This window comes from Candidatus Pantoea rara (assembly GCF_051136265.1).
Lineage (GTDB): Bacteria > Pseudomonadota > Gammaproteobacteria > Enterobacterales > Enterobacteriaceae > Pantoea > Pantoea rara.
Window position 1 is genome coordinate 1,954,660 of sequence record NZ_CP194942.1, and the last position, 23,716, is coordinate 1,978,375.

Here is a 23,716-nt window from a genome sequence, read left to right on the forward strand (position 1 = left end):
AAAAACCGGGCGCGAGGCCCGGTTTTTTTACAGCGTCATCCTGAGATGGCTCAGACTTATGCGGTCACGATCTGCTTAATAGCGTCTTTCGCTTCAGCCGTCGCTTTGCTGGCCACTTCCGGACCGTAAGCGATGCCTTCAGCAAACACGAACTCAACATCAGTGATGCCGATGAAGCCCAGGAACAGCTTAACGTATGGGGTCAGCAGGTCGGTTGGGGTGTCTTTATGAATGCCGCCACGGCTTGAGATAACGACCGCAGTTTTGCCTTTAACCAGACCTTCCGGGCCTGCTTCGGTGTAGCGGAACGTCACGCCAGCACGGGCAATCAGGTCGAAATAGTTTTTCAGTTGCGTAGGAATATTGAAGTTGTACATTGGCGCGGCAATGACCACTTCATCATGAGTCTGAAGTTCTGCAATCAGTTCATCGGACAGGTCCAGTGCTTCCTGCTGACGCGGTGACAGTGGCGTATCGGAAGGGCGCATTGCACCCACTAACTCGCCATCCAGAACCGGAATCGGGTTAGCAGCCAGATCACGTACAGTCACTTCTTTACCCTGTGCCTTTGCCTGTTCAACGTAGAAGTCAGCGAGCTGGCTTGATTGTGAGTAGCCTGCGAGGATGCTTGATTTCAGAACTAAAACTTTGGTCATGGTGGTTTCCTGTCTGTAACGCGGAAGAGTTTCCGCTCAATGGTTTACACTCTACGGTTATCGATGGCGCGGTGAAAGCGCAATATTTCGAGACCCATGTTCGAATTTATTGAATAAGCGCAGCCGGGGCCAGCCGCCTGAACGGTTCAGAATGTGCTAAGATACGCGCAATTATTATATTAGATCAGCTGGTTATCCCGGCTTGCAGGGCGCTGCTTCAGGCAGCGACACCGTCTGAGTAAGGTACGTCACAATTATGTCATCTCCCGATACTTCCCCACTGGCAGCGCTCTGGTCACGGCTCGACGGTTTAATGCTGCGCGATCGCCAGCGGCTACAGCGCCGTTTACAGGGTGCCAGAAAAGCCAAAAATCCTGAGGCTCAGCAGGGCATCGCCAGCGAGCTTGAGCAGGAATTTATCACCGCTGAACAGCGCGTGGCCCAGCGCCGCGCGGCGACGCCAGCGATTTCCTTCCCGGATAATTTGCCGGTCAGTCAGAAGCAGCAGGATATTGCTGAGGCGATTCGCAACCATCAGGTGGTGATTGTTGCCGGTGAAACCGGTTCGGGTAAAACCACCCAGCTGCCGAAAATCTGTCTGGCGCTGGGACGCGGTATCACCGGTCTGATTGGCCATACCCAGCCGCGCCGTCTGGCCGCCCGGACCGTGGCAAACCGCATTGCCGATGAGCTCAGCACCTCACTGGGCGGCTGTGTCGGCTATAAAGTGCGGTTCAACGACCAGGTCAGCGATCTGACGCAGATTAAACTGATGACGGACGGGATTCTGCTGGCGGAAATCCAGCAGGATCGCCTGCTGATGCAATATGACACCATCATCATTGATGAGGCACACGAACGCAGCCTGAATATCGACTTCCTGCTCGGTTATCTGCGTGAGCTGTTGCCGCGCCGCCCCGATCTGAAAGTCATCATCACCTCTGCGACCATCGATCCACAGCGCTTCTCCCGTCATTTCAATAATGCGCCGGTGATTGAAGTTTCTGGGCGGACTTACCCGGTTGAAGTGCGCTACCGCCCGGTGGTCGAAGACGCGGAGGATGGCGATCGTGATCAGCTGCAGGCGATTTTTGATGCGGTGGATGAACTGGGGCGGGAAAGCCGTGGCGACATCCTGATCTTTATGAGCGGCGAGCGCGAAATCCGTGATACCGCAGATGCGCTGAACAGACGCGATCTGCCGCACACCGAAGTGCTGCCGCTCTATGCGCGACTGTCGAATGCGGAACAGAACCGGGTATTTCAGTCGCACAGTGGCCGTCGCATTGTGCTGGCGACCAACGTTGCGGAAACCTCGCTGACGGTGCCTGGCATCAAATATGTGATCGACCCCGGTACGGCTCGTATCAGTCGCTACAGTTTCCGTACCAAAGTGCAGCGACTGCCGATTGAACCGATATCACAGGCCTCTGCCAACCAGCGTAAAGGGCGTTGCGGCCGTGTTTCGGACGGTATCTGTATTCGTCTGTATGCAGAAGATGACTTTCTGAGTCGTCCGGCCTTTACCGATCCTGAAATCCTGCGCACCAACCTGGCGTCGGTGATCCTGCAGATGACCTCGCTGGGACTGGGTGATATCGCCGCCTTCCCGTTTGTGGAAGCGCCTGATAAGCGCAATATCCAGGATGGCGTTCGCCTGCTGGAAGAGCTGGGCGCGCTGACCCTGAATGAAGAAAACGGTCACTACAAACTCACCGGCTCCGGGCGTCAGCTGGCACAGCTGCCCGTGGATCCTCGCCTGGCGCGGATGGTGCTGGAAGCGCAGAAATTTGGCTGCGTGCGTGAAGTGATGATCATCACCGCTGGCCTGTCGATTCAGGACCCGCGTGAGCGTCCGGCAGATAAAAAGCAGGCGTCTGATGAAAAGCACCGGCGCTTTGCCGACAAAGATTCCGACTTCCTCGCCTATGTGAATCTCTGGAACTACCTGGCGGAGCAGCAGAAAGCGCTGTCCGGCAATGTTTTCCGTCGTCAGTGCAAAACCGATTTCCTTAACTATCTGCGCGTGCGGGAATGGCAGGATATCTATACCCAGCTGCGGCAGGTGGTGCGTGAACTGGGTATTCCTGTGAACAGTGAACCGGCTGAGCTGCAGCCCGTTCACTGCGCGCTGTTAAGCGGTCTGCTGTCGCATATCGGCCAGAAAGATAGCGATAAACAGGAGTATACCGGCGCACGCAATACCCGCTTCTCTATCTTCCCTGGCTCCGGACTGTTTAAGAAGCCGCCGAAGTGGACGATGGTGGCAGAACTGGTTGAGACCAGCCGCCTGTGGGGGCGCACCGCGGGCCGTATTGAGCCAGAGTGGATTGAGCCGCTGGCGCAGCATCTGATTAAGCGCAGCTACAGTGAACCGCACTGGGAGAAATCGCAGGGCGCGGTGATGGCCGCCGAAAAAGTCACCCTCTATGGCCTGCCGATAGTCGCCGCCCGCAAGGTGAACTATGGCAGCATCGATCCCACGCTGAGCCGTGAGCTGTTTATCCGCCACGCGCTGGTGGAGGGCGACTGGCAGACCCGCCATGCCTTCTTCCGGGCTAACCAGAAGCTGCGCAGTGAAGTGGAAGATCTGGAACACAAATCCCGTCGCCGCGACATCCTGGTGGATGACGAAACGCTGTTTGCTTTTTATGACCAGCGCATTGGCAAAGAGGTAGTGTCGGCGAAGCATTTCGATAGCTGGTGGAAGCAGGCCAGCCGTGAAAACGCCGAGTTGCTGAACTTTGACAAGCAGATGCTGATCAAAGAGGGCGCGGATAAAGTCAGCCAGCTCGATTACCCCAACTTCTGGCATCAGGGCAACCTCAAGCTGAAGCTGAGCTATCAGTTCGAGCCAGGTGCAGATGCGGATGGCGTCACGGTGCATATTCCGCTGCCGCTGCTGAATCAGATTGATGATAGCGGCTTTGAATGGCAGATTCCCGGCGTACGTCGTGAGCTAATCATCGCGCTGATTAAGTCGCTGCCCAAGCCGCTGCGCCGTAACCTGGTGCCAGCCCCTAATTACGCCGAGGCGTTTTTAGGCAGGGTGAAAGCGATGGAGATGCCGCTGCTTGACGCGCTGTCGCGGGAGTTCCGCCGCATGACCGGCGTTACCCTGGAGCGGGAAAACTGGCAGTGGGAACAGGTGCCCGATCATCTGAAAATGACATTCCGTGTGGTGGACGAGCACAATCGCAAGCTGCTGGAAGGTAAAGACCTCACTGCGCTCAAGGCTCAGCTAAAAGATAAAGTGCAGGAAACGCTATCGAAAGTGGCGGATGACGGGCTGGAGCAGAGCGGACTGCACATCTGGAGCTTTGGCGATCTGCCGCGCAGCTATGAACAGAAGCGCGGCAGCTATCAGGTCAAAGCCTGGCCTGCACTGGTCGATGAGAAAGAGAGCGTCGCCATTCGCCTGTTTGACAGCGAGCAGGAGCAGCAAAAAATGATGTGGCGCGGCCAGCGTCGCCTGTTACTGCTGAATGTGCCGTCGCCGGTTAAGTATCTGCATGAGAAGCTGCCGAACAAAGCCAAGCTCGGACTCTACTTTAACCCCTATGGCAAAGTGCTGGAGCTGATCGACGACTGCATCGCCTGTGGCATCGATAAGCTGATAGGGGAAGCAGGTGGTCCGGCCTGGGACCAGGGCGCGTTTGAGCAGTTGCGTGACAAAGTACGTGGTGAACTCAATGAGACCGTAGTGACGATCGCACAGCAGGTTGAGCAGATCCTCACCGCAGTCTTCAACATCAATAAGCGTCTTAAGGGCCGGGTCGATATGACCCTGGCGCTGGCGTTATCTGACATCAAGGCGCAGGTAAATGGTCTGGTCTATCGCGGTTTTGTCACCGGCAACGGCTGGCAGCGGCTGGCCGATACGCTGCGTTATCTGCAGGGCATTGAGCGGCGACTGGAAAAACTGCCTGCCGATCCGCACAGCGATCGTGCCCGGATGTTAAAAGTGCAGGCCGTGGAACAGGCGTATCAGGCGTGGCGCAATAAGCTGCCGCCGCAGCGTCAGGATGATGAAGAGGTGCAGAGTATTCGCTGGATGATTGAAGAGCTGCGCATCAGCTACTTTGCTCAGCAGTTGGGTACGCCGTATCCCATCTCAGAAAAGCGTATTCTGCAGACGATGGAACAGATAGCGGGTTAAGAAGCCAGGGTGCGCGTCGTAACAGGCGCGCACCCAATTGGCAGAGAGTCAGTGCGGTTACTGCGCGAGGGATTCCAGTTTGTCTTTAAACGAGGTGACTGAAATCGCACGGTTGTCAGCCAGGTAACGATCCTTCGCTGCCGGCGCTGAGCTTTGTACCGCGATTAACTGCCAGCCTTTATCGCTTTTGAGCAGCAGCGGTGAACCACTGTCACCCGGCAGAGTGTCACACTGGTGCGACAGCACGGCGCGCTGCGCCCAGCCGGTAATCAGGCAATCGCTGTGAGAATAGAGCGTATCGAGATGATCGGCCGGATAGCCCGCCTGCGTCACTTTACGTCCGGTCAGCTTAAGAGCGGCAGTGAGATCGCTGCGTGAGCCATCAAACAGCGGAATAGGCGTAATCGCTGACGGCGGATTGCGTAAAATCACGATGCCGTAATCATAAGGTGCTGCACTGCTCGGCACGATCCAGCCTTCACCATCCGCTTTTAGTTTTGACGCCAGCGAAGGTTCAACCCGCGCATCAATATCATGAAGCTCGTAGCGCCAGCCTTTATCGCTGGCCATAAATCGCAGCGCAACCGGCTTATCGAAATTTCCTGGCGGGGAGAGCAGACAGTGTCCGGCCGTCAGCGCCAGATGCGGAGAGATGAGCGTGGCAGTACAGAGGTTGCCGCTTTCGGTTTCCAGCTGACCAATGGCATCCCAGGGGGCCGCGGTAATATCGGTAATGGCCTGGCGATGATCTTTGCCGAAAAACAGCATCTTAATTTCAGCAGGAGTGGGTGAGTCGTCGTCATCATCGGCATGAACCGTGGTGACAAAACTGAAGAGTCCAACCATTAACAGGGTAGCCAGGCGCATAGAAATCTCAATGGCGAGAAAAGTTAACGTTATTGTTATTACGTAAGTACGGTAACTATAGTCGGTGAGCGTTGAAAAAGGGAGTTTTATTGGTTAATCAGTACGCTACAGCTTCTAAATAAAAAAGCTGGCTGCAACAATGCCACACAGGATCATAACAAGCAGAATAATTTCGAAGCGATAGCGACGCACTATTTCATCCACTCTCGTCATTTCATCCACTCCAGTAAAGAAACACCCGGCAGAACCGGGTGTTTTAAATCATCATGTGGCCGTGCGCTGAAGGCGACCTTAGTTTTTAGCTGCTGGTTTCACAACTTTTTTGTGGTGAACTTTTTTAGCAGCCTGAGCTTTCTGAGCGGCTGGTTTAGTTACTTTTTTGTGGTGAACTTTTTTAGCAGCCTGGGCTTTCTGAGCGGCTGGTTTAGTTACTTTTTTGTGGTGAACTTTTTTAGCAGCCTGGGCTTTCTGAGCGGCTGGTTTAGTTGCTTTTTTGTGGTGAACTTTTTTAGCGGCCTGTGCTTTCTGATCAGCAGGTTTTACCGCTTTCTTGTGGTGAACTTTTTTAGCAGCCTGCGCTTTCTGCGCTGCATCTTTTTTCACTGCTTTTTTGTGGTGAACTTTCTTAGCAGCCTGAGCTTTCTGAGCGGCTTTATGGTGTTTCTTGTGCGCAGTTTTGTGAACGGTTTTAGCCGGTGCTGCAGCGGTAGTGGTAGTTGTTGCGGCTGGCGCAGCAGCTGGAGCAGCTGTGGTATCAGCAGCGAAAGCAACAGAAGACATACCCATAGCAGCGGCGACAACCAGTGCAAATAATTTTTTCATTGCAAATCCCTCGGAGACTATTTTTTCATGTGTAGCCCACTGCGGGGCCGGTGAAGAGACTATAGGGAAATCAATGAACGGTGTCCGTGGGTGTTTGGTATCGGCGTGTAACCGATTGTACAAAGGCGGGAAAGGGCGGTCAGATGACCGCCCGAAAGCTTAGCTATTCAGGTAGCGTTGTTCAAGATGCTGGCGGAAGAAAGCCGGATTCAGTGCTTCGCCAGTAGCGTTTGTCAGTAACTGGTCGGTGGAAAAACGGCTGCCGTGCTGCCAGATATTCTGTTGCAGCCAGTCGAATACCGGCTGCAGCTCACCATGCTGAATCAGCTCACTGAGCTGTGGAATGGCGTTCTGTACCGACCGGAACAGCTGCGCGGCGTACATGGCGCCCAGCGTATAGGTTGGGAAGTAGCCAAATGCACCATCAGTCCAGTGGATATCCTGCATACACCCATCGCGGTAATTACCGCGGGTATCCAGGCCCAGCGACTGCATCATCTTCTCATCCCACAGCGCAGGGATATCCTCAACCTCGATCTCGCCTTCGATCAGCGCCTGCTCGATTTCGTAGCGCAGAATGACATGTGCCGGATAGCTGAGCTCATCGGCATCAACCCGGATCAGGCCGGGTTTCACCTGCTGGGCCAGGCGCACGAAATTATCCGGCTGCAGGGCGGGCTGATCGCCAAAGGTGGCGATCACCTGCGGCATAATACGCTGGAGGAATTCGCGGCTGCGACCCAGCTGCATCTCCATAAACAGACTTTGTGATTCGTGGATAGCTGTAGAGCGCGCCAGCGCTACCGGCTGACCGCGCCACTGCTGCGGCAGATTCTGCTCATAGCGGGCGTGACCGGTTTCGTGAATCACGCCCATCATGGCGCTGAGAAACTCATTCTCGTTGTAACGGGTGGTAATACGCACATCTTCCGGCACGCCGCCGCAGAAGGGATGCGCACTGATGTCGAGGCGGCCGTGGTTAAAGTCGAAACCCAGGGTTTCCATGATGCTGAGACCGAGCTGACGCTGTGCAGGCACGGCGAACGGACCCTGAGGCGTAATACAGGGCTGCTGCGCCTGTTTTTCCACTACCTGCTGCAGTAAGTCAGGCAGCCAGGTTTTCAGTTCGCCAAAGGTCGCATCCAGCCGGGCGCGGGTCATCCCCGGCTCATAGAGATCCAGCAGCGCATCGTAACGGGAGCAGCCACTGGCGTCGGCGCGGCGCTGAGCCTCTTCACGGCTCAGACGCACTACCTCTTTGAGGTTGGCGGCGAAACCCTGCCAGTCATTGGCTGGACGCTGAGTGCGCCACGCATGTTCGCAGACCGAACCGGCGATCGATTTTGCTTCAACAAAATCATCTGGCAGCAGGCTGGCTTGCTGATATGCGCGCTGCATCTCGTTGAGATTGGCACGTTCGACATCGTTCAGCGACTGCTGTTCAGCGGCTTTAAGCCACTCGCCGACCTGAGGAGCGGTGAGGATCTGGTGTTGCAACACGCTCATTTCTGCCAGCGCTTCACCACGCGCCTGACTGCCGCCTGGCGGCATGGTGGTCTGCATATCACATCCTGCAATGGCTGTGACGTGACTGAAGCGGGAAAGACGCTGGAAGGTTTTGGTAAGTTGTTGATACGCTGAGGTCACGCAGGACTCCTTGTGGTTTTTAACGCAGCGGAATTTCCCGCAAGGTTAGATCAACCGGCCAGCAAAAGCGAACGCTGGCGCCGCCCAGCGGGCTGGACTCAATAGTAACATTGCCGCTCAGTGCCTGGGCTATAGAGTGCACAATCGCCAGGCCGAGTCCGCAGCCACCTGTGGCGCGATCGCGGCTGGGATCAAGCCGGACAAAGGGTTCGAAAACGCGCTCACGCTCTTCCGGCGGAATACCCGGGCCATCATCTTCAACCTGCAGACAGCCAGTCGGGCCGTCGAACCATAAACTGACGCGCAGCCGATGTTGGGCATAGCGCAGTGCATTGTTCACCAGGTTATCCAGCACCCGCTCCATCAGACGGGTATCAGAAATGCCGATGTTTTCCCGCTGTGGCAGGTCAAGGTCAAGGCGTATGTCCGGGTTGATGGTGCGGAAATCGTCCAGTCGTTCGCCTAGCCAGCAGGCCAGATCCAGCGATTTCAGATTGAGATCGACGCGGGGTCGGTCAAGGCGCGCATAGGTCAGCAGTTCCTCAATCAGACTTTCAAGCTGGCCGATGTCGCGATTCAGCGCTACCCGTTCGCCATCTGTGAGGTTGTCGCTCATCTCCAGCCGATAACGCAGACGCACCAGCGGTGTCCGCAGCTCATGCGCGATGCCATCAATGAGCTGCTTCTTGCTGGCGACCAGCGTGTTGATATTCTCGGCCATCTGGTTAAACGCGATGCCGAGCCGGAACAGGCTGGAGGTGCTGTCAAAATGGGTGCGCACATCCAGCTCACCACGGCCAAAGCGCTGAGCTGCTTTCTCCAGTCGCTGCATCTCCTGCCAGTGGGGACGCAGCCAGATAAACACCGGCAACGCCAGCGACATGCCTATAAACACCAGCAGGGCAATATCCAGCAGGCGCATCTGATGCAGATAGAAAAGATAGGGAATAGGCCCCACTGATAATACATAGTGGCTGCGCGGGATATGCTGCAAAAAGGTGTACTGGTCATCGAGCGCGACAATCTCCCCGGCGCGCAACCGACGCATATTGCTCTCATCAAGCTGATATTTGTTCATCGGCTCAATATGCAGGTCGAATGACAGGCCGAGATCGAGACTCTTGATGGTTTTATTCCAGTCGCGCGGCGGGATCTCGCGCAGTTCGCTACGAATCAGATAGAGCGAACTGGCCATCAGGTCATTCATCGACTGGCGGCCTGCGCGCTCAGCAGTAAACTTGTAGACCAGACCCACCAGTAGCGCCATCACCAGAAAGCAGACGAATAGCAGCAGATAAAACTGAATAAAAAGCTTTCTCATAGTCCGCGGGTATCCCAGGCCTGAGGCGCAAACAGATAGCCTTTATTACGGATGGTTTTAATGCGAAATGGCTCGGTGGCGCTGTCATGCAGCTTTTTACGCAGACGGGAGATTGCCACGTCGATGCTGCGGTCCAGGCCGTCATAGCTGACGCCACGCAACGTTTTCAGCAGCGCATCCCGGTTAAGTGTCTGTCCCGCATGGCTGGCGAGCACCCACAGCAGATCGAAATCTGCGGTGGAAAGGGCGATCTGCTCCTCAAACAGCGTGACCTGGCGGTTCAGAGCATCAATGGTCAGCGAGCCAAAACGCAGCATGCGGTTGGCGGCAGGTGCGCTCGGTGTATCTTCGGGCTGTCCCTGATGGGACTGACGCAGATGCAGGCGCAGGCGAGCCAGCAGCACCGCGGGCGGGGTGGTTTTCAGGATGTAATCCTGCGCACCCATCTCCAGGGCCAGAATATGGTTCATGTCGCTGTCGAGTGAGGTGAGCAACACGATCGGCCCCTGCCAGTTGGCCCGCAGGTCACGGCAGATGGTCATGCCGTCCTTGCCTGGTAACATGATATCCAGCATCACCAGATCGGGCTGCTGTTCAACTATCACTGATTCAGCACGGTCACCACGCGTCTCAACGATCACCTCAATATCATGGCGGCCAAGGTAAGCCGCAATCAGCGAACCCACTTCGGGTTCATCTTCTACATAAACAATTTTGTTCATAGTTCACAGAGCAGAGACAGGAGTGAATGAAAGCATATCTTTTCCTGGTCCTGAGCTCTACGTTATCGCACGAAATATCCGTGGCTTGCTGGTATACAACCGGCAAAATGTGCAATCATTAGCGCGGCCTTTTTGCGCCAGGTTTGGGATATTGATGATTACCATGAGGAGCGTTAGTGTGTCTGATAAAGAGCTGGCATCAGCCATATACCCCGACCGCATCTGCTTCAATTACAGTGACTTTCTTTCCGCTTCCTGCAAAAAGCGCTGGAGCTTCGTCGATGCTATTTATGGTGTAATGCCGATCTTTGGCATGGTGACACGTAAATCAGCACACCGTTTACAGGGCAGTGACGACCCGTTAAAAGAATTAGCATTACAAATCATTTCTACTCAGGTTAGCGACGAAATTAACATTGCGCGCCTGATTACTCTCGCGGAACAGCAGCAGATCAGCCGCTTCGATATCCAGCTCCCTTATCCGCTGTCAGCGGAGCAGCTGGACGCGATCCATCATGAATATTCGAAGCCGCTGAATCTCACACAGCAGGATGACCTGCTGTGTGTCTCTATTCCGGCACTTTCACACTAAGAGCCGCTACCATCAGGTTTACGTTGTCAGTTGCCACACTGCGGGCAGCGTCGCGGCAATCAGCAATCCCATCGCAATCCTCTCCAGCGAAGTCAGCGAAACATCTGCGCGGCCGCCGCGTCGGGCAAACAGAAACAGCAGCAGGCCCGGTGTATAGAGCACCACTGACATCATCAGATGCAGGGGGCCCGAGGCGTAGAGCAGCCAGATGCCATAGACGCTGGCACCCACGCCAACCGCCATCGCGAGCGGCTTATGCTGTCCGTGCACCACTTTGATCAGATATAACCCCACCAGCAGATAGGGCACCAGAATCATCTCCGATGCAATGGTCAGCAGGTTATTGTAGTTAGCACCGGTCAGAGCAATCAGAATCAGGCAGAGCTGAATACTGCCGTTGGTCAGCCACAGCGAGGCGGCTGGCGCGTTATGGCGATTCTGCCGGGCAATACTGCGCGGAAACGCACCCTGTTGCGCGGCAATCAGCGGCACTTCAGCGGCCATAATCGTCCAGCTCAGATAGGCACCACAGACCGAGATAATCAGGCCCACCGCGATCACCGCATCGCCCCAGTTGCCCATCAGTCGGGTCATCAATCCCGCCATGGACGGGTTACGCATCCCGGCCAGTTCAGCGCGCGGCACCACGCCCAGCGAAAGCAGTGTCACCAGCAGATAAACCAGCAGCGCAGCCAGCACGGCGAAGAGTGTGGCGCGGCCCACATCCTTTTTCTGGCGCGCGCGAGCAGAAACGACGACCGCACCTTCCACCCCGATAAAGACCCACAGGGTAATCAGCATGGTTTGCTTGATCTGCTCCCAGAGCGGCTGTCCCAGCGTGACCCCGGAAAAATCGAAGCGAAAGCGATCATAGTTAAACGCCATCACCGCCAGCACAATAAACAGCAGCAGCGGCACCAGCTTGCCCAGCGTCGCCATCAGATTGATGCTTGCGGCGGTCTGCACGCCACGCAGCACCAGCCAGTGAACCAGCCACAGCAGCACGGATGCACCCAGCATCGCCTGCCAGGTATTGCCATCACCAAAGATAATGCGATCTGGCGTATCGGTGAAAAAGCTCAGGGCAGAGAAGACAATCACCAGATAAGAGACGTTGGCGATTACGGCGCACAGCCAGTAGCCCCAGGCGGAACAGAAACCCATCAGTTCGCCGAACCCGGCGCGGGCGTAGGTAAAGATACCGCCATCCAGGTCGGGTTTAAGGCGGGTCAGTAGCAGCATGGCCAGCGACAGAAAGATAATTCCGACGCCAGTAATCAGCCAGCCCAGCAGCAGCGCTGCCGGACCGGCCACTGCGGCCATGTTTTGTGGCAGACTGAAAACGCCTGCGCCCAGCATCGAGCTGAGTACCAGCGCCGTCAGTGCGCCGAGACCTAATTTTTTCTCCAAAACAACCTTCCCGCTAGCATACATGGCTGGGTAAACCGGAGTTATCGCTGGGTTATGTCAGCCCAGGGGCAAAATTCAGGGACAATATCCGGTAAAACAGGCGGTGGATTTTACGGAGTGTGGCAGGGGATCGCAATGCGTGACTATGCAAAACAGCGCAGCAATTATGCAAACAGCAGGGCGGCGGGCGCCGCCCTGTGGGGGATTACTTAAACAGGTCAGCAGTCACGGTCAGGTTACCGCCGCTCTGGTTCTGCCACTGACGGGTGACATGATAGAACTTCGCACCTTTATCAGCCGCACGCTTCGCCACTTCTTCTGAAATCTCAGTAGGCGTACCGAAGTGGCCGGTGAAGGTCACGGTATCAAACGGCTGCATCTGCGCGGCCGTAATCGCGTTGACTTCCTGCACCGATTTACCGTTAGGCAGGTTTACCGTGTAACGCTTACCGGTAGAGCTTTGTGTTTCGAAGAAACGGCCCACTTTGTTGCTTGGGGTTTCAGATGAGGCTACGCCTGGAATCTCTACGCTGGCTGCCGCCGCGCCACCGGTTGCCAGTGCAGCTTTACCCGCTTCTGAATCGGCTGGAATGGCATTGGGTGTCTGCACGGCGCGTTCTTTAGCATCCGCTTTATAGACATAGGCAGTGACGTACTGGTTGCCGCCGCTATTAGCATCGATCTGGCGAACGATAAAGAAGGAGGCCGCGCCTTTCTGTTTTGCGGCTTTTGAAATCGCGTCGTTTACGTCCGGCTGGCTGGCAAAGAAACCGCTGACCGAAACGGTATCGAACGGTTCGAGTCTGTACGCTTCTGCTTTTGGCAGTTCGTTGATGCCATTAAAGCGACGATACGTCGTTGACTCGGAGGCTGCCGGGGCATCGGCTTTATAGAGGTCAGCCGTCACGCGCCAGTTACCGCTGTTACCGTTACTGTCGTTGATCGCCTGGATGTAATAAGAGGCAGCGCCCATCTGATCTGCACGCTTAGAGACTGCATCGGCAGCGTCGCCGATGGCGTTGAAACGGCCGGTGATATTAATACGTTCGAATGGCTTCAACGCGGCCGCTTTTTCTGGCGTTAACTCCTGCGCAGCGAATGCGTTGGCTGCCAGCAGGGACAACAAGGTGGACGCCAGAATAGTGTTCTTCAGCTTCATAAAAATAATCCTTCGCCTTACGCAAAAATGAGTACGAAAACGTGCTGGACTCTTGATGTATAACAGATTAGCCGCTGATTATTGCATGATATAAACAGACTGTCGCAGCGATTTTTTGTGTCAGATCGCGTTATTCAACCATGATTTTTTCATTTGTTTGTCATCAAACGCCGTTACGGCCCGTTTTGGTCATGGTTACCACTAAAAGCGATAACTATTAGCAGTTAAACAGTTAAATTATTGTTAATTAAAGGTTTTTATTGATGGTTAATTCGCCCATACATCATTATCCCCGGCAGAATATCTGCCTGCTATGGTGTTTTGCAGTGTGATAACGCAGGTTTTTTAGCAGAACGCTGAATAATTGGGTGAATGTCATCACTCTGTGCAGCCGCTATAGATCGCTTGTCACATTTTAAGTAGGTTATAAACACTTTGAAATACCTGCATTTCAACTATAAGCAGCTGAAACAGCGTTTCAGTTGCGGTGTGGCAATGCAGATTCGGGCCATCATCTTTCACCGATGAAAGGAAACACTATGTTAATTGGAATACCCAAGGAAAGGTTGCCAAACGAGTCACGCGTGGCCGCCACGCCAAAGACCGTGGAACAATTCATCAAACTGGGTTTCAGCGTCACCCTTGAGCATGACGCAGGTAAACGCGCCAGCTTCGACGATGAAAGCTATATCGCAGCCGGTGCCACACTCAGCAACAGAGAGCAGGTCTGGCAGTCCGATATCGTGCTGAAGGTGAATGCACCGGATGACGAAGAAATTGCGCTGACCCGAGCGGGCAGCACGCTGGTCAGTTTTATCTGGCCCGCACAGAATCCCGACCTGCTTTCAACGCTGGCTGCACGTCAGGTCACGGTCATGGCAATGGACTCGGTGCCGCGTATTTCACGGGCGCAGTCGCTGGATGCCCTGAGCTCCATGGCTAACATTGCCGGTTATCGCGCCATTGTTGAGGCAGCGCATGAATTTGGACGCTTCTTTACCGGCCAGATTACGGCCGCCGGTAAAGTGCCACCGGCAAAAGTGATGGTGATTGGGGCTGGTGTTGCCGGCCTGGCAGCGATTGGCGCAGCAGGCAGTCTGGGTGCAATTGTCCGGGCATTTGATACCCGTCCTGAAGTCAAAGAACAGGTGCAGAGTATGGGCGCCGAATTCCTCGAACTCGACTTCGAAGAGGACGCGGGCAGCGGTGATGGCTATGCCAAAGTCATGTCCGAGGCATTCATTAAAGCGGAGATGGCGCTGTTTGCCAGTCAGGCTAAAGAGGTGGACATCATTGTCACTACGGCGCTGATCCCAGGTAAACCCGCTCCGAAACTGATCACCGAAGAGATGGTCGCCAGCATGAAGCCAGGCAGCGTAATTGTTGATCTGGCGGCGCAGACCGGCGGTAACTGTGCACTGACCGTCGCAGATCAGGTCACCGTCACACCTAACGGCGTCAAAATCATTGGCTACACCGATCTGCCGAGCCGTCTGGCGACGCAATCTTCCCAGCTTTATGGCACTAACCTGGTCAACCTGATCAAACTGCTGTGTAAAGAGAAAAATGGCGAAATCCAGGTCGATTTTGAGGATGTGGTGGTGCGGGGCGTCACCGTGGTGCGCGAGGGTGAAGTCACCTGGCCGGCTCCGCCGATTCAGGTCTCGGCAACGCCAAAAGCTGCACCGACAGCCGCGAAGCCAGCAGAGAAAATTGAAGGGAAGCCCGTTTCTCCGTGGCGCAACACTCTGCTTATCGCCCTGGCTATCGTACTGTTTGGCTGCCTGGCCAACGTGGCACCCGCCGATTTCCTCTCCCACTTTACCGTGTTCGCCCTCGCCTGCGTGGTGGGTTATTACGTGGTATGGAACGTCAGTCATGCGCTGCATACGCCGCTGATGTCCGTGACCAATGCCATATCCGGCATCATCGTCATCGGTGCGGTGTTGCAGATGGGGCACGGTGGCTGGGTCACCTTTATCTCCTTTATTGCCGTGCTGATTGCCAGCATCAATATCTTTGGTGGCTTTACCGTCACCCAGCGCATGCTGAAAATGTTTCGTAAGGGGTAACACATGTCTGGCGGATTAGTCACTGCAGCCTATATTGTGGCTGCGATTCTTTTTATCTGTAGCCTTGCCGGTCTCTCGCGTCATGAGACTTCTAAGCGGGGTAATATTTTCGGTATCAGCGGGATGGCGATTGCGCTGGTCGCCACCATCTTTGGCCCGGACAGCGGTAACGTGGTCTGGATTCTGCTGGCGATGGTGATTGGCGGTGCTATCGGTATTCGTCTGGCGAAGAAAGTCGAAATGACCGAAATGCCGGAGCTGGTGGCAATTCTGCACAGCTTTGTCGGTCTTGCCGCGGTACTGGTAGGCATCAACAGCTATATCGATCATGCGCCTGGCCTGCCAGCGGTGATGGAGAATATCCATCTCAGCGAAGTGTTTATCGGTATCTTTATCGGTGCTGTCACCTTCACCGGTTCGCTGGTGGCCTTTGGCAAACTGTGCGGCAAGATCTCCTCAAAACCGCTGGCGTTACCGCATCGTCACAAGCTGAATCTGCTGGCACTGGTGGTCTCGTTCCTGCTGTTGCTTTGGTTTGTAAATACCAGCAGCACCGCTGCACAGGTCTTTGCACTGCTGCTGATGACGGTGATTGCGCTGGCGTTTGGCTGGCATCTGGTCGCGTCGATTGGCGGTGCCGATATGCCGGTCGTGGTGTCTATGCTGAACTCCTACTCTGGCTGGGCCGCTGCGGCTGCCGGTTTCATGCTCAGCAACGATCTGCTGATTGTGACCGGTGCGCTGGTCGGTTCGTCCGGTGCGATTCTCTCCTACATCATGTGTAAAGCGATGAACCGTTCGTTTATCAGCGTGATAGCAGGTGGATTTGGTACTGACGTCAGCAGTGGTGATGAAACGCAGGAAGCGGGCGAGCATCGTGAGATCACGGCTGAAGAGACTGCCGAGATGCTTAAAGCTTCCAGCTCGGTAATTATCACTCCAGGCTATGGCATGGCAGTGGCCCAGGCGCAGTATCCGGTTGCGGAGATGACTGCCCGGTTGCGCGCCCTCGGCATCAACGTGCGTTTCGGCATCCACCCGGTAGCGGGGCGTTTGCCGGGTCACATGAACGTACTGCTGGCCGAGGCCAAAGTGCCTTATGACGTGGTGCTGGAGATGGACGAAATCAACGACGATTTCAGTGACACCGACACGGTGCTGGTCATTGGCGCTAACGACACGGTTAACCCGGCGGCGCAGGATGATCCCCGCAGTCCGATTGCGGGCATGCCGGTGCTGGAAGTCTGGAAAGCGCACAACGTCGTGGTCTTTAAACGCTCAATGAATACCGGCTATGCCGGGGTGCAGAATCCGCTGTTCTTCAAAGAGAATAGCCAGATGCTGTTTGGCGATGCCAAAGCCAGCGTGGAAGCGATTCTCAAAGCGCTGTAATAAAAAAGGGCGGCCAATCAGCCGCCCGTCTTCTGTCAGAGGAGGATCACTCCTCCTCATCCTCTTCATCATCCAGATCAATCGGCGATTTGAAATCGTCAGGCTTAAGCGCCAGCAGATCGCAACGCAGATGGTCAATCACCTGTTCCGCCGTATTGCCCAGAAACGCCGCTGACAGGCCGGTGCGCCCGATGGTGCCCAGCACTACCACACCGGCACCGAGATGCACCGCCAGATCGGGAATGACCTCTTCCGGCAGGCCTTTAGCCACGTGGGTAAACTCTTCACCAATTGAGAATTTCTGGCGCAGGGCTTTCATTGCCACCAGATGCTGACCCCGGATGGCGTCGTTATAAACACTGGGATCAAAATCGGGCAGCTCGATAGCAATATTGATAGGGGTAATCGGGTAGGCACCGACCAGATGCACTTCGGTCTGATTGACTTTTTCCGCCAGCTTCACTGTTTCACGAATCAGTTTCTGATTCAGGCCATCGTGATGTGGCTCTTCACTGGCAAGATTGACCGCGACAATCGCTTTACCCCCTTCCGGCCAGGGCTGATCTTTGACCATCCAGACCGGGCACGGGCATTTACGCAGCAGATGCCAGTCGGTCGGGGTAAAAATCACGGACTCCAGGCGATCATGCTGATGCGCCATCTTGAGCACCAGGTCATGCTGGTGGGCAAGCACTTCCTGAATAATGGCCTCAAAAGGACGGTTGTGCCAGATGACCTTGATATCGATTTCGACACCGGCATCAAGATAAGCGCGGGCCTGCTCGCGGATCCATTCGGTACGCTGGCTGATGACGCCCTGGCGCATAGACGCGCGCTCATCCGGCGAAAGCAGGGTGGTCATTTCATATGAGAAGTCATAGATAGGCAGGAAGGCTTTGATTCTTCCGCCAAGGCGTTGATTCAGATAGACCGCACGTCGCAGCGCGGGCTGATCGTCTTGCTGGGCATCAATGGCGACCAGAATGTTTTGGTACTGGGACATGAGGCGTTCTCCTTAAACCAGAGCGACTGGAATTAAGATAGCCTATGTTGAACAGCGGAAGAAGTGAAAAAGTTACTGCCGGATCAACAAAATAAGATTTATTGATCCGGCTGCAAATCAGGCGGCCTGATGGCTCTGACCCGCTAGCTCTTCCAGCAGGGCGTGGTTTTCAATGGTGATGTATTTGCCTTTCACCGCCAGCATGCCGGACTTCTGGAAACGACCCAGCAGGCGGCTGATGGTTTCAACCGTCAGGCCCAGATAATTACCAATGTCGCCTCGCGTCATGGTGAGGCGAAATTCACGCTGTGAAAAACCGCGCTGACCGAAACGACGGGAGAGGTTCCAGATAAACGCCGCCAGGCGCTCTTCGGCATTTTTCTTCGACAGCAACAGGATCATATCCTGGTCGCCTTTAATTTCACCGCTCATCAGACGCATCATCTGCTGACGCAGGGCCGGCATTTTACCCGACAGGTCATCCAGTGTTTCGAACGGGATCTCACAGACCATGGCTGTTTCCAGCGCCTGCGCAAAGCTGGGGTGGCTGGAGCCCATGATGGCATCAAAGCCGACTAAATCGCCCGCCAGATGGAAACCGGTGATTTGCTCATCACCCTGTTCGGTAATGGTGTAGCTTTTAATGGTGCCGGAGCGAATCGCATACAGAGACTTAAGTTCATCTCCCGCTTTGAAAAGGGTTTGCCCTTTCTGAATGGGTTTTTTACGCTCAATGATATTGTCGAGCTGATCCAGCTCATGTTCATTTAACGTGAAGGGGATGCAGAGTTGACTGATGCTGCAATCCTGGCAGTGAATGGCACAACCGCCCGACTGAATACGACGAATGCTGCGTTTTTCAGGGATCATAATGGTTTGCTCGACGATTATTGACTGGGGTCAATTTTAACATTATTTGTGCTTAAGGGAACTCATCCGAGCAGTTTTACACCCACAAACATTATGGGTGAAGCACACAACGTCAAACGCTGATGTGACGGGCTTCTCAGAACGCCGGAACACCATACTGTCACGATAAGTTTCCGCTTATATGATTTGCTACACGGTTCTGCACTGCCCGTTACGTTCGAAAAAGTGGGGGTGGTCCGGGGGTTGCAGCATTTGCTACGCTAACTGTTAAAGCCTGAATTGCCCACTCGATCAATTTAACCAGGTGTGAGAAAACCATGAACCTTGATGATAATGATCTCTTTCGGGATGCCATGGGCGATGTCACGCCGTTAAAAGACACCACCACGACCCTGTGGCTGAAAGCGCCGTCGACCAAAGCGCCTCGCAAACCACCGGGCGAATCTGAGCAGGAGAACTTCCTGACGCGGGGTTATCTGGAGATTGTGCCGCTTAATACGCCGCTGGAATACAAAGCCGACGGCATCCAGCAGGGGATTCTGGATAAACTGCGTCGGGGTGAGTACAAGCTGGATGCCAGCCTGAATCTGTTGCGGCAACCGGTGGAAACCTGCCGTCAGGCACTGTTCAACTTTATGATGCAGGCACACAAGCAGGGCTTGCGAAATCTGCTGATTATTCACGGTAAAGGCCGTGATAACGAATCCCATGCCAACATTGTACGCAGCTATCTGGCACGCTGGTTACAGCAGTTTGATGACGTACAGACTTTTTGCGTCGCTCAGACCCGCCATGGCGGAGGCGGGGCACTGTATGTGGGATTGCGTAAAACTGACAAAGCACGCCTTGAAAACCGCGAGCGGCATGCGAAACGCAGCCGCTAGCTATGAAACTTACGAATGGTGGACATTAACACTTCGGCACTCAGACTCAGTTCTGCGCCGGTGCGGGTAATGATGCCCACTGGCTCGCCCGGCCCGGACGAGTTGATCGGCAGCGCACAGACCGCGTTGTGGCTGAGGTCTTCTTTAATCGCCCCGGAGGGAACGAACCAGATATAGTCGTAGCGCAGCGCCAGCTGGCGCGCCAGGGAAGTTGAGGAAGTCTCAATGCAGTGCGGGGGCAGGGTACAGCCCTGTTCATCCAGCATCTGCTGCGCAATGCGGCGCGGCGCGGTTCCCTCGGGGGAAATGACAACCGGCCACTGCATGGCACGTGAAAGAGTGACGTTGTCACTAAGTAATGGATGTTCTGGCCTGACCACAAGCTTCAGCGACTCCAGAAACAGCAGTTCATAGGTTAGCCCGGTCATCATGTCGCTGTCTGCCATCCGGCCAATGCCAATGTCAAACTCCCCGCCGCGTAATCCCGCCAGCAGTACATTGTTATGCAGCGTGGCCACCTGAATAGTGGTATTGGGCTGCAATTGATGAAAACGATCGAGGATGCGAGGCAGCATCCCCATCGCGGCCGTGGTTAATGCCCCCAGCCGGATAATGACTGGCGCATCGCCCGGCTGCTCATTAAAACTCTGTCCGGCATGGTTCAGCGCGTCGAGCACCCGCACCGCGTGGGTCAGAAACTGCTCCCCCATCGTTGTCAGCTGCGCGCCCAGCCGGCCACGTTCAAACAGACGGACGCCCGTTAACTCTTCCAGTTCATTCAGAGTTTTAGACAGGGCAGGCTGGCTCAGGTTAAGCGTCTCAGCTGCCCGGCCCAGAGTACCTTGCTGCGCGACCGCAACAAAGGTATGTAAATGGCGCAAGCGAATGCGCTGATTGAAAAGGATATTTTTTTCCATATCCTAAACTTAATGAGAATGACCGTCATCAGGCAACTGTTTAAAATGAATTCTGTTAACTTTGCTGCAAATTTATTTTAACAAACAGCGCAGAATGCGCGTTTTATTAAATAACTCACTGATATAAAAGCAGTCAGCACAAAATAGCTGTGAAGTGCTTACTCTCTGGACGGCGCTGAATCAACAACTTACCGGTTTAAAGCTGAATAATTCTCACTATCAACTAAAATTCTGACCGTTTAACATTAACGATCGGCTATCATAAACGCCGTTTTTTTTACTTAAACTGATGCCAGATTCCGTTATTCAGGGAGTGTTCATTGACCAGTGTCGAGGCGGTAGATGTCCGCCAGCTTATCAACCAGCAGGCGCTGAGCCACTGGCAAAAGCGGCTTATTGCCCTCTGTTTCATTGTGGTTGCTCTCGATGGCATGGACATTGCGATCATGGGGTTTATTGCACCGACGCTGAAAGCCGCATGGAGCGTAACGAACCATCAGCTCGGGGTTGTCATCAGCGCCGCCTTAATCGGACTCGCGCTGGGTGCGATGGTAGCGGGGCCGCTGGCTGACCGCTATGGTCGTCGCATGATGATTATTCTCAGCGTCTTCTTTTTCGGTCTCTGGACCCTGGCAACGGCGCTGTCGCAGAACATCGAACAGATGATGCTGTTCCGCTTCCTTACCGGAGTGGGACTGGGTGCGGCGATGCCCAACGTCGGCACGCTGGTGGCGGAATATTCGCCTGAGCGGCGCCGGGGCTTTCTCATCACGGTTGTCTTCTGTGGCTTCACTTTCGGGGCCGCCTGCGGGGGCTTTGCCGCCTCCTGGCTGATACCGCGTTATAACTGGCACTCCGTGCTACTGCTTGGTGGCATTCTGCCGCTGCTGCTGCTGCCATTTTTGATTCGCGGCCTGCCGGAATCGGTGCGATTCCTCATCAGCCGTGGCGCACCGTCTGAGCGCATTCACGCTATCCTCGACAGAATGATGCCGGGCAAAACCCATCCCGGCTGTGCGTTTTACGCGCCGGAGGCAACGGTGCCTGCAGGCAGCGCGATAGGCACCGTCCTGTCACGCCGCTATCTGTTTGGCAGCGCCATGCTGTGGGGCGGCTATTTTATGGGGTTGTTCATGGTCTACCTGATAGGCAGCTGGCTGCCGTCGCTGGTGAATACCCTGGGCATGTCGGTCACCGAAGCGGCGATTATCACTGCGATGTATCAGGCTGGCGGGACGCTGGGATCGCTGTTTGCAGGCTGGATGATGGACCGCTTTAACGCTAACCTGGCGCTCGCGGCGATCTACGGCTGCGGCGGGCTGTTTATAGTCGCACTCGGCTTTTCGCCTGCGGAAGTGGGGATGATGAGCACCATCGCCTTCTGTAGTGGCTTCTGTTTTAACGGTGCTAATACTGGCATGAATGCATTATCTGCGAGCTATTATCCGACTCACGCCCGTGCCACCGGCTCCAGCTGGATGCATGGTGTGGGCCGTATCGGCGCGATTTTAAGCGCCTTTGTGGGTGCGGAGATGCTGTCGCTCGGCTGGTCTTTCAGTTTCATCTTTCTGCTGCTGGCGATACCGGCTGTGATCACCACCCTGATGCTGCTGTTAAAAAACCGCTACGGCTTTAAGCCGATCACAGATTCGTGATTTTTTCCGCTGACTCCAGCGCGTTGCATTACATTAGCAGCAACGCTCATGGTACCAGGTGGATAAGATGGACAACTTTCTCAGCGCGGATCTCATCCGCACCCGTTTCTCTCAGGCGATGTCAGTCATGTATCAGCAGGAAGTGCCGCAATATGGCACGCTGATGCAGCTGGTAGCGACCGTCAACGACCGCGCGCTGGAAGCGGATATCGCGCTGAAAGATCGCCTCACGGCCGCCGATGAAATCGGCCGACTTAACCTGGAACGTCATGGTGCGATCCGTGTGGGCACGGCAGAGGAATTAGCCACACTGCGGCAGCTATTTGCGGTAATGGGCATGCATCCTGTGGGCTATTACGATCTCTCTCAGGCCGGGGTGCCGGTACATTCTACGGCGTTCCGGCCGGTCAGCGATGCGGCGCTGCGGCGCAATCCCTTCCGGGTTTTTACCTCGCTTTTACGCCCTGAACTGATCGACGATGAGGCGCTGCGCGAAAAAGCAGCGGAGATTCTTGCTGCGCGCGACATTTTCACACCCCGTTGCCGGGAGCTACTGGAACAGCATCAGCAGCAGGGCGGATTAACCGACGATCAGGCCACTGAATTTGTTATAGAAGCCCTGGAAACTTTCCGCTGGCATGCCCACAGCAGCGTCGACAGTCAGACCTATCAGGCGCTGAACCAGCAGCATCGACTGATTGCAGATGTGGTCTGCTTTCCCGGCTGTCACATCAACCATCTCACGCCGCGCACGCTGGATATCGACCGTGTCCAGCAACTGATGCCATCCCGTGGTATCGATCCGAAAACCCTGATCGAGGGGCCGCCACGTCGTCAGGTGCCCATTCTGCTGCGTCAGACCAGCTTCAAAGCACTGGAAGAGCCGATCATCTTTAAGGATGGTCATCAGGGAACACATACAGCACGCTTCGGTGAAATCGAGCAGCGTGGTGTGGCGCTGACGCCTGCAGGGCGTGCGCTCTACGATCGGCTGCTCAGTGAGGCGGGCAGCGGCCAGGATAATCAGCAGCACCAGCAACATCTGGCGGCGATTTTCCGTGATTTCCCTGACGATGAGACCACGCTGCGCCAGCAGGGACTGGCCTGGTTCCATTATCGCCTGAGTGAAAAAGGCATCGCGACGCCGCCTGCTCAGGGGGAATCGCTGGAGACGCTCCTTAACGAGGGGCGTGTGCTGGCAGATCCCATCATCTATGAGGATTTCCTGCCCGTCAGCGCGGCGGGCATTTTTCAGTCCAACCTCGGCGATCGGGTGCAGGTCCGCTCGGCAGGCCAGTCAAGCCGGCAGGCGTTTGAAGCCGCGCTGGGCGCCGCCGTGCTGGATGAGATGGCGCTGTATGAAGAACGCCAGCAGCGATCGCTGGCTCAGTGCGGCATCCGAACGGCCTGAGTGTATTTGCGGGCAACACCCCGGTTGCCCGCAACATGGATGGTACTGAAGCAGAACAGCCACGACTGTTTACTCATCGTCACCTGAAAACCCAACGCTTAACCCGTTAGCGCAGGTTTACGCGCGTGAGTATCTTGATCTGTTAGGCTACTGACTG

At 55.2% G+C, this 23,716-nt stretch carries 18 protein-coding genes; 7 read left to right on the forward strand and 11 right to left on the reverse strand.

What is annotated here, in order from left to right; genetic code table 11:
• Positions 1-56 precede the first annotated feature (56 nt).
• The gene (locus tag ACR8BF_RS09205; RefSeq protein WP_434745901.1) at positions 57-656 is read right to left on the reverse strand and encodes an FMN-dependent NADH-azoreductase; all 600 of its coding nucleotides are present in this window, start codon (positions 654-656) and stop codon (positions 57-59) included.
• A gap of 256 nt (positions 657-912) precedes the next feature.
• Here ACR8BF_RS09205 and hrpA point away from each other — a divergent pair, with 256 nt between their 5' ends.
• Complete coding sequence (hrpA, locus tag ACR8BF_RS09210; RefSeq protein ID WP_434745902.1) at positions 913-4,815, forward strand: ATP-dependent RNA helicase HrpA; 3,903 nt, start codon at positions 913-915, stop codon at positions 4,813-4,815.
• A 57-nt stretch (positions 4,816-4,872) separates the two neighbouring features.
• Here hrpA and ACR8BF_RS09215 read toward each other — a convergent pair whose 3' ends face one another.
• The 5 genes from ACR8BF_RS09215 to rstA all read right to left on the reverse strand — a co-directional run bounded on the left by ACR8BF_RS09215 (position 4,873) and on the right by rstA (position 10,194).
• The gene (locus ACR8BF_RS09215) at positions 4,873-5,682 is read right to left on the reverse strand and encodes a trypsin-like serine peptidase (protein WP_179895682.1); all 810 of its coding nucleotides are present in this window, start codon (positions 5,680-5,682) and stop codon (positions 4,873-4,875) included.
• Positions 5,683-5,973: 291 nt separating this feature from the next.
• Positions 5,974-6,504 (reverse strand): acid resistance repetitive basic protein Asr, encoded by a 531-nt coding sequence (gene asr, locus ACR8BF_RS09220; protein WP_179895683.1) that lies wholly within the window; start codon positions 6,502-6,504, stop codon positions 5,974-5,976.
• Positions 6,505-6,663: 159 nt separating this feature from the next.
• Entirely contained in the window at positions 6,664-8,151 is a 1,488-nt protein-coding gene (locus ACR8BF_RS09225) for a carboxypeptidase M32 (RefSeq protein ID WP_179895684.1), read from the reverse strand.
• A 19-nt stretch (positions 8,152-8,170) separates the two neighbouring features.
• Complete coding sequence (rstB, locus tag ACR8BF_RS09230; protein ID WP_434745903.1) at positions 8,171-9,472, reverse strand: two-component system sensor histidine kinase RstB; 1,302 nt, start codon at positions 9,470-9,472, stop codon at positions 8,171-8,173.
• A complete protein-coding gene (gene rstA, locus ACR8BF_RS09235) occupies positions 9,469-10,194 on the reverse strand; it encodes a two-component system response regulator RstA (RefSeq protein ID WP_179895686.1) in 726 nt (241 codons plus the stop codon). Before rstA ends, rstB begins: the two co-directional genes overlap by 4 nt.
• 178 nt (positions 10,195-10,372) lie before the next feature.
• On the opposite strand from rstA, the gene ACR8BF_RS09240 reads away from it, so the two are divergent.
• Positions 10,373-10,786, forward strand: a complete 414-nt coding sequence (locus ACR8BF_RS09240; RefSeq protein WP_179895687.1) for a hypothetical protein — start codon at positions 10,373-10,375, stop codon at positions 10,784-10,786.
• 18 nt (positions 10,787-10,804) lie between these two features.
• Here the strand turns inward: ACR8BF_RS09240 and ACR8BF_RS09245 are convergent, their stop codons facing one another.
• Together ACR8BF_RS09245 and ydgH are read right to left on the reverse strand one after the other, a co-directional pair.
• Positions 10,805-12,196 carry a basic amino acid/polyamine antiporter gene (locus ACR8BF_RS09245; RefSeq protein WP_179895688.1) on the reverse strand — a complete coding sequence of 464 codons (1,392 nt, stop codon included), beginning with the start codon at positions 12,194-12,196 and terminating at the stop codon, positions 10,805-10,807.
• A gap of 205 nt (positions 12,197-12,401) precedes the next feature.
• A complete protein-coding gene (gene ydgH, locus ACR8BF_RS09250; protein WP_179895689.1) occupies positions 12,402-13,355 on the reverse strand; it encodes a DUF1471 family protein YdgH in 954 nt (317 codons plus the stop codon).
• A 539-nt stretch (positions 13,356-13,894) separates the two neighbouring features.
• Between ydgH and pntA the strand changes: the two genes are divergently transcribed.
• Both pntA and pntB read left to right on the forward strand, forming a co-directional pair.
• On the forward strand, positions 13,895-15,427 hold the full coding sequence (gene pntA / locus ACR8BF_RS09255) for a Re/Si-specific NAD(P)(+) transhydrogenase subunit alpha (RefSeq protein ID WP_434744819.1): 1,533 nt from the start codon (positions 13,895-13,897) through the stop codon (positions 15,425-15,427).
• A gap of 3 nt (positions 15,428-15,430) precedes the next feature.
• Positions 15,431-16,819 carry a Re/Si-specific NAD(P)(+) transhydrogenase subunit beta gene (gene pntB / locus ACR8BF_RS09260; protein ID WP_179895691.1) on the forward strand — a complete coding sequence of 463 codons (1,389 nt, stop codon included), beginning with the start codon at positions 15,431-15,433 and terminating at the stop codon, positions 16,817-16,819.
• A gap of 46 nt (positions 16,820-16,865) precedes the next feature.
• Here pntB and uspE read toward each other — a convergent pair whose 3' ends face one another.
• Positions 16,866-17,822: a universal stress protein UspE gene (uspE, locus tag ACR8BF_RS09265; protein WP_179895692.1), complete on the reverse strand. Its 957-nt coding sequence runs from the start codon at positions 17,820-17,822 to the stop codon at positions 16,866-16,868.
• Between the two features lie 117 nt (positions 17,823-17,939).
• Complete coding sequence (locus ACR8BF_RS09270) at positions 17,940-18,692, reverse strand: FNR family transcription factor (RefSeq protein WP_010244686.1); 753 nt, start codon at positions 18,690-18,692, stop codon at positions 17,940-17,942.
• A gap of 317 nt (positions 18,693-19,009) precedes the next feature.
• Here ACR8BF_RS09270 and smrA point away from each other — a divergent pair, with 317 nt between their 5' ends.
• Positions 19,010-19,576, forward strand: a complete 567-nt coding sequence (gene smrA, locus ACR8BF_RS09275; RefSeq protein WP_292992390.1) for a DNA endonuclease SmrA — start codon at positions 19,010-19,012, stop codon at positions 19,574-19,576.
• Here the strand turns inward: smrA and ACR8BF_RS09280 are convergent.
• Positions 19,573-20,493, reverse strand: a complete 921-nt coding sequence (locus tag ACR8BF_RS09280) for a LysR substrate-binding domain-containing protein (RefSeq protein ID WP_150010199.1) — start codon at positions 20,491-20,493, stop codon at positions 19,573-19,575. The two genes, smrA and ACR8BF_RS09280, sit on opposite strands and share 4 nt — an antisense overlap.
• A 320-nt stretch (positions 20,494-20,813) precedes the next feature.
• On the opposite strand from ACR8BF_RS09280, the gene ACR8BF_RS09285 reads away from it, so the two are divergent.
• Both ACR8BF_RS09285 and hglS read left to right on the forward strand, forming a co-directional pair.
• Positions 20,814-22,148: an aromatic acid/H+ symport family MFS transporter gene (locus ACR8BF_RS09285; RefSeq protein ID WP_314983977.1), complete on the forward strand. Its 1,335-nt coding sequence runs from the start codon at positions 20,814-20,816 to the stop codon at positions 22,146-22,148.
• A gap of 67 nt (positions 22,149-22,215) precedes the next feature.
• Entirely contained in the window at positions 22,216-23,559 is a 1,344-nt protein-coding gene (hglS, locus tag ACR8BF_RS09290) for a 2-oxoadipate dioxygenase/decarboxylase HglS (RefSeq protein WP_179895695.1), read from the forward strand.
• Positions 23,560-23,716: the final 157 nt, after the last annotated feature.

Bases quoted from the DNA above. Each gene is read 5' to 3' on its own strand.
- pntB (WP_179895691.1), top strand. From the start codon at position 15,431: ATGTCTGGCGGATTAGTCACTGCAGCCTATATTGTGGCTGCGATTCTT.
- ACR8BF_RS09280 (WP_150010199.1), bottom strand. From the start codon at position 20,493: ATGGAAAAAAATATCCTTTTCAATCAGCGCATTCGCTTGCGCCATTTA.
- ACR8BF_RS09215 (WP_179895682.1), bottom strand. From the start codon at position 5,682: ATGCGCCTGGCTACCCTGTTAATGGTTGGACTCTTCAGTTTTGTCACC.
- uspE (WP_179895692.1), bottom strand. From the start codon at position 17,822: ATGTCCCAGTACCAAAACATTCTGGTCGCCATTGATGCCCAGCAAGAC.
- hglS (WP_179895695.1), top strand. From the start codon at position 22,216: ATGGACAACTTTCTCAGCGCGGATCTCATCCGCACCCGTTTCTCTCAG.
- ydgH (WP_179895689.1), bottom strand. From the start codon at position 13,355: ATGAAGCTGAAGAACACTATTCTGGCGTCCACCTTGTTGTCCCTGCTG.
- asr (WP_179895683.1), bottom strand. From the start codon at position 6,504: ATGAAAAAATTATTTGCACTGGTTGTCGCCGCTGCTATGGGTATGTCT.
- hrpA (WP_434745902.1), top strand. From the start codon at position 913: ATGTCATCTCCCGATACTTCCCCACTGGCAGCGCTCTGGTCACGGCTC.
- rstB (WP_434745903.1), bottom strand. From the start codon at position 9,472: ATGAGAAAGCTTTTTATTCAGTTTTATCTGCTGCTATTCGTCTGCTTT.
- rstA (WP_179895686.1), bottom strand. From the start codon at position 10,194: ATGAACAAAATTGTTTATGTAGAAGATGAACCCGAAGTGGGTTCGCTG.
- ACR8BF_RS09205 (WP_434745901.1), bottom strand. From the start codon at position 656: ATGACCAAAGTTTTAGTTCTGAAATCAAGCATCCTCGCAGGCTACTCA.
- ACR8BF_RS09270 (WP_010244686.1), bottom strand. From the start codon at position 18,692: ATGATCCCTGAAAAACGCAGCATTCGTCGTATTCAGTCGGGCGGTTGT.
- smrA (WP_292992390.1), top strand. From the start codon at position 19,010: ATGAACCTTGATGATAATGATCTCTTTCGGGATGCCATGGGCGATGTC.
- pntA (WP_434744819.1), top strand. From the start codon at position 13,895: ATGTTAATTGGAATACCCAAGGAAAGGTTGCCAAACGAGTCACGCGTG.